The sequence below is a fragment of the Pseudomonas sp. B20(2017) genome, from assembly GCF_002113125.1.
Classification (GTDB): domain Bacteria; phylum Pseudomonadota; class Gammaproteobacteria; order Pseudomonadales; family Pseudomonadaceae; genus Aquipseudomonas.
Genome location: NZ_NEJP01000006.1, coordinates 25,731 through 40,150, shown reverse-complemented (window position 1 = coordinate 40,150; position 14,420 = coordinate 25,731). Strand labels below are relative to the sequence as shown.

12 protein-coding genes are annotated in these 14,420 nt (G+C 61.7%); 8 read left to right on the top strand and 4 right to left on the bottom strand.

All coding sequences use genetic code 11. From position 1 onward, the window contains the following. Positions 1 to 131: 131 nt before the first annotated feature. A complete protein-coding gene (locus CAF63_RS10350) occupies positions 132 to 1,868 on the bottom strand; it encodes an IlvD/Edd family dehydratase (protein ID WP_085690317.1) in 1,737 nt (578 codons plus the stop codon). A gap of 193 nt (positions 1,869 to 2,061) precedes the next feature. Between CAF63_RS10350 and CAF63_RS10345 the strand changes: the two genes are divergently transcribed. The 8 genes from CAF63_RS10345 (at position 2,062) to CAF63_RS10310 (ending at position 8,830) form a co-directional block, all read left to right on the top strand. Beyond that, positions 2,062 to 3,384, top strand: coding sequence for an MFS transporter (locus CAF63_RS10345; RefSeq protein WP_085690318.1), 1,323 nt, complete (start codon positions 2,062 to 2,064; stop codon positions 3,382 to 3,384). Positions 3,385 to 3,542: 158 nt separating this feature from the next. Continuing rightward, entirely contained in the window at positions 3,543 to 4,535 is a 993-nt protein-coding gene (araD1, locus tag CAF63_RS10340) for an AraD1 family protein (RefSeq protein ID WP_085690319.1), read from the top strand. A gap of 9 nt (positions 4,536 to 4,544) precedes the next feature. Continuing rightward, positions 4,545 to 6,125 carry an aldehyde dehydrogenase (NADP(+)) gene (locus CAF63_RS10335; RefSeq protein ID WP_085690320.1) on the top strand — a complete coding sequence of 527 codons (1,581 nt, stop codon included), beginning with the start codon at positions 4,545 to 4,547 and terminating at the stop codon, positions 6,123 to 6,125. 166 nt (positions 6,126 to 6,291) lie between these two features. Then, positions 6,292 to 6,600 (top strand): DUF5629 family protein, encoded by a 309-nt coding sequence (locus CAF63_RS10330; protein WP_085605117.1) that lies wholly within the window; start codon positions 6,292 to 6,294, stop codon positions 6,598 to 6,600. Beyond that, positions 6,597 to 7,772 carry a lactonase family protein gene (locus CAF63_RS10325; RefSeq protein WP_085690321.1) on the top strand — a complete coding sequence of 392 codons (1,176 nt, stop codon included), beginning with the start codon at positions 6,597 to 6,599 and terminating at the stop codon, positions 7,770 to 7,772. Before CAF63_RS10330 ends, CAF63_RS10325 begins: the two co-directional genes overlap by 4 nt. 156 nt (positions 7,773 to 7,928) lie before the next feature. Then, a complete protein-coding gene (locus CAF63_RS10320) occupies positions 7,929 to 8,108 on the top strand; it encodes a hypothetical protein (protein ID WP_007941320.1) in 180 nt (59 codons plus the stop codon). Between the two features lie 255 nt (positions 8,109 to 8,363). Next, positions 8,364 to 8,576: a hypothetical protein gene (locus CAF63_RS10315; RefSeq protein ID WP_085690322.1), complete on the top strand. Its 213-nt coding sequence runs from the start codon at positions 8,364 to 8,366 to the stop codon at positions 8,574 to 8,576. Next, positions 8,573 to 8,830 carry a hypothetical protein gene (locus CAF63_RS10310; RefSeq protein ID WP_085690323.1) on the top strand — a complete coding sequence of 86 codons (258 nt, stop codon included), beginning with the start codon at positions 8,573 to 8,575 and terminating at the stop codon, positions 8,828 to 8,830. The genes CAF63_RS10315 and CAF63_RS10310 overlap by 4 nt, the downstream gene beginning before the upstream one ends. A 5-nt stretch (positions 8,831 to 8,835) precedes the next feature. Here CAF63_RS10310 and CAF63_RS10305 read toward each other — a convergent pair whose 3' ends face one another. Genes CAF63_RS10305 through CAF63_RS10295 form a run of 3 tightly spaced genes read right to left on the bottom strand, consistent with a single transcriptional unit; the run spans position 8,836 to position 14,299 of the window. Then, positions 8,836 to 9,420: a glutathione S-transferase gene (locus tag CAF63_RS10305; RefSeq protein WP_085690324.1), complete on the bottom strand. Its 585-nt coding sequence runs from the start codon at positions 9,418 to 9,420 to the stop codon at positions 8,836 to 8,838. Then, a complete protein-coding gene (locus CAF63_RS10300; protein WP_085690325.1) occupies positions 9,417 to 13,058 on the bottom strand; it encodes an AAA family ATPase in 3,642 nt (1,213 codons plus the stop codon). Before CAF63_RS10300 ends, CAF63_RS10305 begins: the two co-directional genes overlap by 4 nt. After that, complete coding sequence (locus CAF63_RS10295) at positions 13,055 to 14,299, bottom strand: exonuclease SbcCD subunit D C-terminal domain-containing protein (protein WP_085690326.1); 1,245 nt, start codon at positions 14,297 to 14,299, stop codon at positions 13,055 to 13,057. Before CAF63_RS10295 ends, CAF63_RS10300 begins: the two co-directional genes overlap by 4 nt. Positions 14,300 to 14,420 lie beyond the last annotated feature (121 nt).

Sequence of the window (14,420 nt, the reverse complement as noted above, 5' to 3'; positions counted from 1 at the left end):
ACACAGTCTTGAGGCAGATACAGAGCAAATGTGGGAGCGGGCTTGCTCGCGAAAGCGGTGTGTCAGACAAACACAGGTTGCTGACAATCCGCTTTCGCGAGCAAGCCCGCTCCCACAAGGTAATGGCGGTGTCAGTGGGAATGGCGCGGCACTTCAGCCCCTCGGCAACCGACGAGGAAGTCGAAATCGCAACCTTGATCCGCCTGCAGAACATGGTCGATATACAACTGACGATACCCACCCACCAACAATTGCTGCGGCGGTTGCAGATCCGCCATGCGCGCCGCCAGTTCAGCGTCCGGAATGTCCAGGTGCAAACGCCCGCTGGCGCAGTCCAGCTCGATCCAGTCGCCTTCCTTCACTGCCGCCAAGGGCCCGCCGGCCGCCGCTTCCGGGGCGACGTGCAAGACAACAGTGCCGTAAGCGGTGCCGCTCATCCGCGCGTCGGAGATGCGCACCATGTCGGTCACGCCCTGCGCCAGCAACTTGGCCGGCAGCCCCATGTTGCCGACTTCGGCCATGCCCGGATAACCCTTCGGCCCGCAATTCTTCATCACCAGAATCGAGTTGGCATCGACCTCCAGTTCCGGGTCGTTGATCCGCGCCTTGTACATGTCGAAGTTCTCGAACACGACCGCGCGGCCACGGTGCTGCATCAGTTCCGGCGTGGCGGCTGATGGTTTGAGCACCGCGCCCAGTGGCGCCAGGTTACCGCGCAACACGCAGATGCCGCCGTCGGCGCGGATCGGATTGTCGAGGGTGCGGATCACTTCGTCTTCACCGTAGATTGGTGCGTCCTTGGTGTTCTCGCCGATGGATTTGCCGTTGACGGTCAATGCGTTCGGATTCGGAATCAGATTGGCCTCGCCGAGGCGCCGCAGCACGGCCGGCAAGCCGCCCGCGTAGTAGAACTCTTCCATCAGGAAACGCCCGGACGGTTGCAGGTCGACGATGGTCGGCATGCCGCGACCGATGCGGGTCCAGTCGTCCAGATCCAGCTCGACGCCGATGCGCCCTGCGATGGCTTTGAGGTGGATCACGGCGTTGGTCGAACCGCCAATCGCCGCGTTGACCCGGATCGCGTTTTCGAAGGCTTCCTTGGTCAGGATCTTCGACAGTTTCAGATCCTCTCGAACCATCTCGACCGCGCGCATTCCGGACATATGCGCCAGCACATAACGCCGCGCATCCACCGCCGGAATCGCCGCGTTGTGCGGAAGCGAAGTGCCGAGTGCTTCGGCCATGCAGGCCATGGTCGAAGCGGTGCCCATGGTGTTGCAGGTGCCGGCCGAGCGGGACATGCCGCCCTCGGCCGCCAGGAAGTCGTCAATCGTGATGGTCCCGGCCTTGACCTGTTCGCTGAGCTGCCAGACCACAGTGCCGGAACCAATGTCCTTGCCCTTGTGCTTGCCGTTGAGCATCGGCCCGCCGGTGACGACGATCGCCGGCACGTCGCAACTGGCCGCGCCCATCAGCAGGGCCGGAGTGGTCTTGTCGCAACCGGTCAGCAGCACCACGCCGTCAATCGGGTTGCCGCGAATCGCTTCCTCGACGTCCATGCTCGCCAGGTTGCGGGTGAGCATGGCGGTCGGGCGCAGGTTCGATTCGCCGTTGGAGAACACCGGGAATTCCACCGGGAAACCACCGGCCTCGATCACCCCGCGTTTGACGTGCTCCGCGATCTGGCGGAAGTGCGCGTTGCACGGGGTCAGTTCCGACCAGGTGTTGCAGATGCCGATGATCGGCTTGCCGTGGAACTGATGGTCGGCGATGCCCTGATTCTTCATCCAGCTGCGGTACATGAAGCCGTTCTTGTCGGCCGTGCCAAACCATTGGGCGGAGCGCAGGGTGGGTTTCTTATCAGACATGATCGATTCTCTTATTGTAAGACTATTGTTTGCGAGCTTTGGCTAAACATAAGCTCAAAATCGACGGTTTGGAAGTGTTGTTGCGTAATTAGTATTACTATATAGTCGTTTTCGACGGAGGGATGGCCCTGGCGGTTTTCCGTGAGAGGCGTCCCCCGAGGTTCCATAAAAACAACAATCGGAGACCGATCTCATGAGCCAGGAACTGCGGCTTGTCCGGCGCATCACACTGAAACTGATTCCCTTCCTGATCCTGCTGTACCTGATCGCCTATGTGGATCGCTCCGCCGTCGGCTTCGCCAAGCTGCACATGGGCGCCGACATCGGCATCGGCGATGCCGCCTACGGCCTCGGTGCCGGGCTGTTCTTCATCGGCTACTTCCTGTTAGAGATTCCCAGCAACCTGATGCTCGAACGCTTTGGTGCGCGGCGCTGGTTCGCGCGGATCATGATTACCTGGGGCGCAATCACCATCGGCATGGCATTCGTCCAGGGCCCGCACAGTTTCTACGTCATGCGCTTTCTGCTCGGCGCGGCGGAGGCGGGGTTCTTTCCCGGCGTTCTGTACTACATCACCCAATGGTTCCCGGTGCGCCATCGCGGCAAGATCCTTGGGCTGTTCATCCTTTCCCAACCCATCGCGATGATGATCACCGGCCCCGTGTCCGGCGGTTTATTGGGCATGGACGGCATCCTCGGCCTGCACGGCTGGCAATGGCTGTTCATCGTCATCGGCACCCCGGCGATCCTGCTGACCTGGCCGGTATTGCGCTGGCTGCCGGACGGCCCGCAGCAAGTGAAATGGATGGACCAGGCTGAAAAGGACTGGCTGACCGGCGAGCTGAAAAAGGACCTGCAGGAATACGGCCAGACCCGTCACGGCAATCCGCTGCATGCGCTAAAAGACAAACGCGTGTTGCTGCTGGCGCTGTTCTATCTGCCGGTGACCCTGAGTATTTATGGTCTGGGCCTGTGGCTGCCGACCCTGATCAAACAGTTTGGCGGCAGCGATCTGGTGACCGGTTTCGTGTCATCGGTGCCGTACATTTTCGGGATCATCGGCCTGCTGATCATTCCGCGCAGTTCCGACCGTTTGAATGATCGTTACGGCCATCTGGCGGTGCTCTATGTGCTGGGCGCGATTGGCCTGTTCCTCAGCGCCTGGCTGTCGTTGCCGGTGGCGCAACTGGCGGCGTTGTGTCTGGTGGCGTTCGCGCTGTTTTCCTGCACGGCGGTGTTCTGGACTTTGCCGGGTCGCTTCTTCGCCGGTGCCAGTGCGGCGGCCGGGATTGCGCTGATCAACTCGGTGGGCAACCTCGGCGGCTACATCGGCCCGTTCGTGATCGGCGCGTTGAAGGAATACACCGGCAACCTCGCTTCGGGCCTGTACTTCCTGTCCGGCGTGATGGTGTTCGGGCTGATTCTGACGGGCGTTGTCTATCGCTTGCTGGAGCGCAAGCATGTGCTGCCGGTCGAGCAATTTGCAGCGAGTGCGCGAGGCGCCACCCATACCTGAATCTGCAGAACCGTACACAACCCATGTGGGAGCGGGCTTGCTCGCGAATGCGCTGGGTCAGCCACCCTCACAGTTGAATGACACACCGCTTTCGCGAGCAAGCCCGCTCCCACAATGGGACGGTGCCGAACTCAGGATTTGTATAGAGGAGAGGATTTATGCATCTGGTTCAATTCGAATTGAGTAGCGGCGAGCGCCGTGTCGGGGTGGTCGAGGACGGTCTGGTGCGTGAAGTGCAGGATGCGCGCACGGTTCGCGATCTGGCCCTGGCCGCGATCGAGGCCGGCAGCACCCTTGTGCAGCAAGTGCAAACCCTCGGCCTGGGCATCAGTCACGATTACGCGCAGTTACTAAAAGATCTGCGCATCCTGCCACCGCTGGACCACCCGGACCCGGCGCACCTGCTGGTCAGCGGCACCGGTCTCACGCACCTCGGCAGCGCGTCGGCCCGGGACAAAATGCACCAGCAGGCCGGCGACGAAGCGGCGATGACCGACACCATGCGCATCTTCAAATGGGGCGTGGAGGGCGGAAAACCGGCGGCGGGGCAGGCCGGCGTACAGCCGGAATGGTTCTACAAGGGCGACGGCAGCATCGTCGTGCGTCCCGGTCAGCCGTTCCCGCTGCCGCCGTTTGCCGAAGACGCCGGCGAGGAGCCGGAGATGGCCGGCCTCTACATCATCGGCCACGACGGCAAGCCGTATCGCCTCGGTTTTGCGGTGGGCAACGAGTTCTCCGATCACGTCATGGAACGCAAAAATTACCTGTACCTGGCCCACTCGAAACTGCGCAGTTGCAGCTACGGCCCGGAACTTCGCGTCGGTGAGCTACCTCAACATCTGGCAGGCACCAGCCGCATCCTGCGCGATGGCGAAGTCCTGTGGCAAAACGAGTTCCTCAGCGGCGAGGCCAACATGTGCCACAGCCTGGCGAACCTGGAATATCACCACTTCAAGTACAGCCAGTTCCTGCGTCCCGGTGACGTGCACATTCACTTCTTCGGCACGGCGACCCTGTCGTTCGCCGATGGCATTCGCACTCAGCCGGGCGACGTGTTCGAGATCAGCCAGGCCGAATTCGGCGCACCGCTGGTCAACGGCATCGCCCCGGTCGCAGCCGCATTCGAACCGGACAGCATCGGCACCCTTTAAGGAGATCCCATGACTCAGATTCTCGGTCACAACTACATCGGCGGCCGTCGCAGCGCGGAAGGCAACGTCAAGCTGCAAAGCGTCGACGCCACCACGGGCGAGGCATTGCCCCACGATTTCATTCAGGCCACGGAAGCGGAAGTGGACGCCGCCGCCAAGGCCGCTGCGGCGGCGTATCCGGCGTATCGCAGCCTCAGCGCCGAACGCCGCGCGCAGTTTCTCGATGCGATTGCCGATGAGCTGGACGCGCTGGGCGATGACTTCGTGGCCGTGGTCTGCAGCGAAACCGCATTGCCGGCAGGGCGGATACAGGGTGAAAGAGGGCGCACCAGCGGTCAGATGCGCTTGTTCGCCAAAGTCCTGCGGCGCGGTGACTTCTACGGTGCACGGATCGACCTGCCGTTGCCGGATCGTCAACCGCTGCCGCGTCCGGATCTGCGCCAGTACCGCATCGGCCTGGGGCCGGTGGCAGTGTTCGGCGCGAGCAACTTTCCGCTGGCATTCTCCACCGCTGGCGGCGATACCGCTTCCGCGCTGGCGGCCGGCTGCCCGGTGGTGTTCAAGGCCCACAGCGGCCACATGGCCACCGCTGAGCTGGTCGCCGATGCGCTGATCCGTGCAGCAGAAAAAACCGCGATGCCGGCCGGTGTGTTCAACATGATCTACGGCGGCGGTGTCGGCGAATGGCTGGTCAAACATCCGGCCATTCAGGCCGTGGGGTTCACTGGTTCGCTGCGGGGCGGACGGGCGCTGTGTGACATGGCCGCGGCGCGCCCTCAACCGATCCCGGTGTTCGCCGAGATGTCGAGCATCAATCCGGTGATCGTGTTGCCACAGGCCTTGGCCGAGCGTTCGGAAACCGTCGCCCGCGATCTGACTGCTTCGGTGGTGCAGGGCTGCGGTCAGTTCTGTACCAACCCGGGTCTGGTGATCGGCATTCGCTCGCCACAATTCACTGCATTCGTTGAGCAAGTCGCGGCGCTGATCGGTGATCAACCGGCGCAAACCATGCTCAATGCCGGCACCCTTGGCAGCTACGGCAAGGGTCTGGAAAAACTGTTGGCGCACGCGGGGGTCGAGCATCTGGCGGGCAATCCACAGCAGGGTAATCAGGCGCAGCCGCAGTTGTTCAAGGCTGATGTCAGTCTGCTGATCGAGGGTGATGAAGTGTTGCAGGAAGAAGTGTTCGGCCCGACCACGGTGATCGTTGAGGTGGCGGACAAGGCGCAGCTGAGTGCGGCGTTGCAGGGCCTGCATGGGCAACTGACGGCGACGATTATCGGCGAGCAGGCGGATTTCGAGCGCTTCCCGGAACTGACGCCGTTGCTGGAACAGAAGGTCGGGCGGATCCTGCTCAATGGTTATCCGACCGGTGTCGAGGTGTGTGATTCGATGGTTCACGGCGGGCCGTATCCGGCGACATCCGATGCTCGCGGCACCTCGGTGGGTACGCTGGCAATCGATCGTTTCCTGCGCCCGGTGTGCTTCCAGAACTACCCCGACAGCCTGTTGCCGGAACCGCTGAAAAACGCCAACCCGCTGCGCATTCAGCGGCTGGTTGATGGCAAGCCATCGCGCGAAGCCCTCTAAGCCTCAGCGAGATCCCTGTGGGAGCGAGCTTGCTCGCGAAGGCGGTCGTCCAGTCACTTGTTGATTGCCTGACACTCCGTATTCGCGAGCAAGCTCGCTCCCACAGGAGCTCAGCGACAGCTTTGAGCTATCATTGGTCCTTTCCCCCCTGAAAGACATGATTGCCATGACTGCCGTAACCGACACCCTTCTCAACGCCCTCGAACACTGCGGTATGGTCGAAATCGACGGCCTGCACGCTTTCGAATTCGCCCTCGACGAAGACGACAACCTGCACATCGAATGCATCGATGGCCGGGCAGCCAAGCATTGGGAGTTCACCCCGGCCCAAGTTGCAGCGGCGACGTTTGATGAAGATCTGCAGAGCTGGTTGATCGTCGGTTTTTCCAGCGACACCAAAACCGTTGGCGAACACCGTCTGGTCTGCCTCGGCGATGTACTGAGCAGCGCCGATGACGAGGATGAAACCGAATGAACATGCGTAAATTCTGGCCATTGCTGATGGCCGGCAGCGTCGGCGCGATGGGTCTTTCCAGTGCCTCGGCCGAGAGCTTCCAGTTTTTGGTGGGCTCCTACACTGCCGGCCCCAGCGAAGGCATCTACCGGATGAGCTTCGACAGCGCCACCGGCCAGATCGACGCCAAACCGCTGCAAGTGATCAAGAGCGAAAACCCGTCGTGGCTGACCCTGTCCAAGGATCAGAACCGGTTGTTCGTGGTCAACGAAAACGGTCCGGGCCAGAAAGATCCGGTCGGTCGCGTCAGCAGTTATTCGATCGATCCGAAGACCCACGCCCTGACCCTGATCAATCAGGTCCAGAGCCTGGGCAATGAGCCAACCCATTCGAGCCTCAGCGGCGACGCCAGCCATCTGTTTGTCAGTAACTACTCGGTGGTTGAAGATCCGGGCGGCACCCTCGCGGTATTGCCGGTGGGCAGCGATGGCCAGCTCAAACCTGTGGTGCAGATGAGCGCGCACCCGGCGAGCCGGGTCAATCCGGAGCGTCAGGCCTCGAACCACGTGCACTCGACGGTCTCTTCGCCGGACGGTCGTTATGTGTTCTCCAATGATCTCGGTGCGGACAAGGTCTTCATCTACCAATTCGACCCGAAAGCCAATCCGGACCTGCCGCTGACCCCGGCGAAAACCGCGTCAGTGCAACTGCCAGCCGGCAGCGGCCCGCGTCATCTACTTTTCAGCGCTGACGGCAAACATGCCTGGCTGACCATGGAAATGAGCGCCCAGGTTGCCGTGTTCGACTACAAGGACGGCGTGTTGACCCAGACGCAAATGGTCGATCTGGCTGCCGGCCAGCCGACGTCGGACAAGGCTGCCGCCGCGCTGCACGCATCCGCCGATGGCAAATTCCTCTACGTCAGCAACCGTGGCACCGCCAATCAGCTGCTGGTGTTCGCTATCGATCCGGCCAGCGGCCAGCTCAAGGAGCTGCAACGACGTTCGGTGGAAGGCGATCACCCGCGTGAGTTCAGCCTCGATCCAAGCGGCAAATTCCTGCTGATCGCCAACCAGAAGAGCAACCAGATTGTCGTGGTCGAACGCGATGGCAAGACCGGTCTGCTGGGTAAAACCGTGCAAAAACTGCCGATGGACGCCCCGAGCGATCTCAAGTTTCTCGTGCGTCAATAAGCCGCAGGCCCCGGTCTGCGGGGCCTGAAGCTTTGTATTAATCCTGCTGATAACAGGTAATGTTGCAAAGCATTTCTAGCGATCGACCCTCGAGCGTTAAGTTTGCTTCACGGCCCAACCGGGCAAGCAAGCCAACTGAACACGAGGGTTACCGCCATGAACTTCAATCTTTTCTCCGTAATTGCCGCTTCCGCCATCTCCGCCACCGTAGCCCTGCCAGCCAGTGCCAACGTTGAAATCAGCGACAAAAAATCCCACACCCAGAGCTACACCCAGAAATACCTGCAACAAAGCGCCAACTTCTACGCCGCGCTGGATCACAAAGCCCAACACTGAAATTTCCGTCACGCCCTGGAACTGCCCAAGGCTGCGATCCTTTGATCTTGTTTCTAAAAAAGCAAAATCAAAAGATCGCAGCCTTGGGCAGTTTTTTGTCTGCGGTTCGACTGGCGATAGCTATTTTCAAACGGCGAGATAGACCGGCTAAATAATCAACGAAGCTGATGGTTACTATGGCAAACGCTGAGTGGTTACCCCGGCTTTTTTGATCGATTCTGTGGACCTCGAAACATTGTCCACGGAGCACACATCATGGCCAGTTCAATCATCACTTCCGCCAAACGCGGCGCCTACGTGGCCATCGGTCTGTACTTGGTCATGGTGCTGTTTGTCAGTCTGGCGTCGCAGTCGCAACACAGTTTTGAAGCACCGATCGACGTTGCACATCCCGGCATCCAGTTCGAACTCCGCTCGCAAAACGCAGCGGTGGATTCGACTGAACTCGCGGGAGTCGGCGGAGCATGAAAGGCTACAGATTATGGGTCATTGCCGGACTGGCGTTCATGACCAACGGCGCTTCCCTGTTGGGATTCGGCCAGGGCTCGGTCGGTGGACTGGCCCGGGCCATAGAGGCCAACCACAACATCGCTCACAACATCGAACGGGCCAATGCGCTGGGGCTGTTGGCCGGCAATCCGCCGGTGAAAACCACTAGTGGTTTTCTCGGCCCGTTTGAAGTGGATTGCTCGGCCATCGGCATGTGTGAAGTGCTGGCGTAACGCGCCTACTTTTTCATGATGCCGGTGAACAGCTCCGACTCCAGAAACCGCTGCAACCAGGCCTGCAACCGCACGTAAGGCGTCTGCGCAAACCAGTCACGATCAACGTGAGCGAACTGGCGAACGAACGGCAACAACGCGATATCGGCCAGGCAAGGATGATCGGCCAGCAAGTAGACACGGCCTTCGAGCAACTCATTCAGCTGCTGCAAGAACAACGCACCTTCCGCGCGATAAACCTCCATCGGTTGTTCAGGATAACGCTCGGCGTACTTGTAGCGATTCAAGTGAACCTTGAACACTTGGTCGTTGGCTTCGATCAACTCGGCGATCCTGGAATCGTCCCCCAGTAACCATCCCTCCGGATCATTTTGATCCAGCGCCCAACGCATAATTTCCAGGCTTTCATCGATCACCTGACCGCCCGCATCCAGCACAGGCACCGTGCCCTTGGGCGAGATCGCCAGCATCTCCGCAGGTTTGGCCTTGAGGCTGACTTCGACGATCTGAACGGGCACGCCCGAATAACGCAGGGCCATCCGCGCCCGCATCGCATACGGGCAGCGGCGGAAGGAATACAGCGTGTTCATTTCACCTCCAGTGTGCTCAAACCATTGCCCTGGCGCTGTACCTGAATCTGCACCGGGATCCGCTCGTGCATTTCCTGCACGTGGGAAATCACCGCGACCTTGCGGCCCTGCGCCTGCAAGCCGTCGAGGGCGTCCATGGCCAGTTGCAGGGATTCCGGATCGAGGCTGCCGAAGCCTTCGTCGATGAACAGCGATTCGATCTTCAATGTGCTCGACGCCATCGAGGCCAGGCCCAGGGCGAGGGCCAGTGACACGAGGAAGGTTTCGCCGCCGGACAGCGAATGCACCGAGCGCAGTTCGTCGCCCATTTCGGTGTCCATCACCAGCAGGCCTAGCATGCTGCCGCCGCGTTTGAGGCGATAGCGCTTGACCAGTTGCCGCAGCTGCACGTTGGCGTGATGCACCAGCAGGTCGAGGTTGTAGGCCTGGGCGATCTTGCGGAAGGTGTCGCCGGTGGCCGAGCCGATCAGCGCATTGAGCCGCGCCCAGCGCTGATACTCGTCATAGGCGTCGGCGATCTGCTGCGCGAGCGCCTGATTGGCGTTCTGGCGCCGCTGGTCTTCGGCTTGCTCGGCGCGCAGTTCGGCGCATTGCTGTTCGCTGGCCGTGCACTGGTTTTGCAGGTCGGCGAGGGCGCTGGCGAGTTGTTCGGCATCCAGATTGCCATTGTGTTGGGCCTGATGATCGAGCAAGCGCTGATCGCGTTCCTGCAGCAACACCTTGGCCTGTTCAATGGCTTTTTCATTGCGCTGCAAGCGCTGGCGCAGTTCATCGACTTGCGCGTCATCGACCCGCAGCAGGTCTTCAAGGCCGCCGTCATCCAGCTCCGGATGGCGCGCGCGCCAGTCGGCAATCTTGCCGGCCAGATCGCGGTCTTCGGTTTCCAGCGTTTGCAGACGCTCCTGCTGCGCTTTCAGTTCGGCGGCGATTTGCACGAGCTGCGTACGCGCGTCCTGCAGCGCCTGAGTCGTCGTGGATTCGGCGTTGCGCGCCTGTTCCACCGCCTGTTCCAGTTGCTGCTGCCAATGCTCGGCGCAGGTGTGATCGCCCAGTAAGTGCGCCAGTTTTTCCTGGCTGGCCTGTTGTTGCCCGGTCAGCGCGTTGAGTTGCTGCTCCGCGTTTTGCAGCTGCTGAACACGGCCCTGTTGGCGATCCTGTTCTTTTTCAAGCGTCTGCTGGCGTTGTTGTTGCTCCGCCAATTCTTCCTTCTGCTGATCGACTTGCGCCAGGCGTTCGGCGATCTGTCGGTCAAGCTGCATGAAGGTCGCCGCCGGTTCGGCGCGCAAGGCGTCGAGGGTGTCGCTCGGCAGCAGTGGGGCGAAGGCCGCCAGCTCTTCGTCCAGGCGCTGGCGGTCAGCGCTCAGCTCGCGTTGCTGATTGCTCAGGTGCTGCGACGCTTGCTGGTGTGCGGTTTCGGCCTGACGCAATTGCTGGGTCAGCCGAGCCGCGTCCTGTTGCAACGTGAGCAGGGCGGTCTGGCGCTGTTCGTCCTGGGTGATGCTCTGGTTCAGTTGTTCATTCTGGCGGGTCAGCCACGCAGCGCGTTTGTCACTGTCCTGACTCAGCAACGATGCCGCCAGCGGATGCGCCTCGATGCTTGGCGTCAGCGTTTGCTGTTGTGCCGCCAGTTGTTCCTGCTGTTGCAGCAACTCTTTCTGTTGGGCAATCACGCCACCGACACTGGCACGTAGCTCGGTGAGTTTTTCCTTGAGTTGATCGACCGCCTGCTGCGCGCTGGTCTGCTCGTTTTCATCGTGACGTCCGAGGCTTTGCAGCAGGGCTTCCGGCTGGTGATATGGATGCTCGTTGCTGCCGCAAACCGGGCACGGCTGGTCGTCCTGCAACTGCGCACGCAGCTCTTCGACACTGGCACTGCGGGCCAGACGCTGACGCTCGAGCAGTTCACGGGTGACGTTGAGGGTCTGTTCGGCGACAGTCAGCTCGGACTTGGTTTTCACCCCGTCCTGGGTCAGGCGCTCGCGCTCCTGTTGCGCATCGAGCTGACGCTGCTGCAGCTCGGCACTGCGCTTGTCCAGCTCCTGCTGACTGGCCCACAGGCGCGTCAGGTCTTCGATGGCGCGCAGTTGCTTGCGGTTGTCCTGCAACAGAGTGCCGAGGATGCCGATCTGCTCGGCGACGGCGTCCGGCTCGGCGCCGGCTTCCTTGAACAGCACTTCGAGCTGCTGCTTCTGCGTGGCGAGCGCTTCGGTGGCGCGGGTGGCGTTTTCTTCGAGAGAGGCCAGTTCGCCTTGGCCCTTGTTCAATCGATTGCCGATCAGCATCAGTTGCTGCAAACGGTCGCGGTAGGCATTCCACGCTTCGCTCAACGGTGCCAGATGAGCGCTTTGCTCAAGATCGGCGGCGATACGTTGCAAGCGGTCGGCGACCTGTTTTTGCTGATCGAGCAGGGTCTGGATTGCGCTCTGGCCCTGGGTGCAGGCTTGCTCAGCGGCTTGCTTCGCTTCGGTGCCGGACGCGACTTCCTTGGCGAGGCGGGCGAGGGTGCTTTGCTCCTCGAAGGCTTGACGCAACAGTGGCGCGCTTTCGCTTTGCTGCGTTTGCGCCTGGGTCAGGGCGATCTGCGCTGCGGCGAGATCCTGTTCCAGTCGCGTCTGACGCTCAATCAGTTCGCCTTGTTGCCGGGTGTGCGCATTGATCTGTGCGGCCAGCGGCGTCAGCAGTGTATCGAGTTCGGTTTTGCGGGCGAACTGGTGCCGTTGCGGGGCGAGTTGTTCGAGGCGGGTGAGTTTCAGGCGCTCACCGGCCAGCGACTCCCGTTCGTGCTCGGCGCTGCGCAGTTGTTCGGCGGCGGCTTGTTGTGAGTCTTGCAGCCGCAGCAGTTCCTTGAGCCAGTCGTGCTGCTGCTCGATCTGCTTGAGCTGCGCCTGTTGCAACTTCAGTTGTTGCTGGGCGGCGTTGAAGCGTTCGTCCAGTTCCGCGCGGGCCTCGGGGGCCAGCGGGGTCACGCCGGTGGCCTGATCCTGCAACAGCTTGTGGGCTTCACGGGCCTCTTTGGTCTTGTCGAACGCGCGCCGGCCGAGGCGCGTATAGAGCGCCGTGTCGGTGAGTTTTTCCAGCAGTTCGCTGCGGTCGTTGTCGTCGGCCTTGAGGAAGGCGCTGAACTCGCTCTGGGCCAGCAGCACGGCGCGGGTGAACTGTTCGAAGTTCAGGCCCAGCGCGGCTTCGAGCTGAGTCTTGTACTCGCCTTTCTGGCTGGCGAGCAGTTGATCCTGATCGATGTCGCGCAGGCTCTGACGGCTGGCCTGCAACTTGCCGCCGGCCTTTTCCCGGGCGCGATTGGCTTCCCAGCGCGCGCGATAGCGGCGGCCGTCGACGCCGACAAAATCCACTTCGGCAAAGCCTTCACCGGTGCCGCGACGCAGCAGGGTGCGCGGGTCGCCGGTGGCGATTTCGCCGTCGGCGTCCGGCACCTTGGCGTCACGCCCGGTGTTGTTCAGACGCGGCACGGCGCCGAACAGCGCCAGGCACAGGGCATCGAGCAAAGTACTTTTGCCGGCGCCGGTCGGGCCGGTGATCGCGAAAAGACCGGCGCTGGCCAGCGGTTCGGCGGTGAAATCGATCTCGAACGGGCCGGCCAGCGACGCGAGGTTCTTCAAACGAATGGCGAGAATCTTCATGGCTGCTCGCCCTCCATTTGTACGTCTTGCAGCAGCTCGGCGAAATCCTTGAGGGTTTGCTCATCGACCTCGCTGCCGTAGTTGTCGAGCCAGGCGCGGCTGAACAATTCCTGCGGCGTGAGCTGGTCCAGTTCGATCAGCGCGCTGCCGTCCTCGGCGCCGTCAGCGCCCCGGTTGCCGGCGTATTCGGCGGCAATTCGCACCAGTCGCACAGCCTTGCCTTGCAGGGCGCTTTCGACCTGATGACGCAGATCCGGTTGCGGTTCGTCGAGACGTACTCGCACTTCCAGCCAGGGCTGGCGCTGGGTTTCGGCCAGCAGATCGATGTTCGGCAAATCCGCCAGTTGCAACAGGATTTCGGCCAGCGGCGCAGGGCCGAGGCGCTGTAGATTCACGGAACGGGGGATCAGCAATGGCTCGACGCTGACCAGGGTTTCGCCGTCCAGAACGACATCGAGCACCTGGTGCTGATAACTGATTTCCGAAAACGACAACGGGATCGGCGAGCCGCTGTAGCGAATCCGCTCCTCGCCGTTGACCTTCTGCGGCTTGTGCAAATGGCCTAGCGCGACATAGCTGATGCTCGGCCCGAACAGGCTGGCGGGCAGGGCTTCGGCGTTGCCGATGATCAGGCTGCGCTCGGAGTCTTCCGAGACCGAGCCGCCGGCCATGTGCGCGTGGCTGATGGCGACCAGCGCCTGGCCCGGCTGGCGCTTGGCATTGGCCGCTTCGATCAGCCATTCGTGCACCTGGCCAATGCCACGCAGATAGTTGTCGCCCAGATGCGCGCCGGTCACTTCGGCAGGCCGCAGGAACGGCAGCGCCAGGCACCACGCGGCGATCTCGCCGGACGCATTCGGCAGCGGCAACAAAAGACGCTCTGCATCCAGTTGCCCGTCATCCAGCCACAACACCCGGCCCAGCGCGTGGGTTCGCAAACGCCGCATCAACGGCGCGGGCAGCTCGATCCGCGAACCGGAATCGTGGTTGCCGGCGATCATGACGATGGTCAGCGACGGTTGCTGCTCGTGGGCGCTGACGATGAAGTCGTAGAGGCGTTCCTGGGCTTTGACCGGCGGATTGACCGTGTCGAAGATGTCGCCGGCGATCAGCAGCACGTCCGGCTGCGCCAGCTTCAATTGACGCAGCAGCCACTCGAGAAAACAGGCGTGCTCGAAATCGCGCTCCTGGCCGTGCAGGTTCTGCCCAAGGTGCCAGTCGGAGGTGTGAAACAGACGCAAGGCTGACTCCGCAATATAAAGAGGTGATGGCCACCGGAATGAGAGGGCGCCGAAAGAGGGGAGAGTTTACAGATTATTGCGACTGACAGGCTTGTCCGGGAGGCGGCGGCCGCGATCTCGG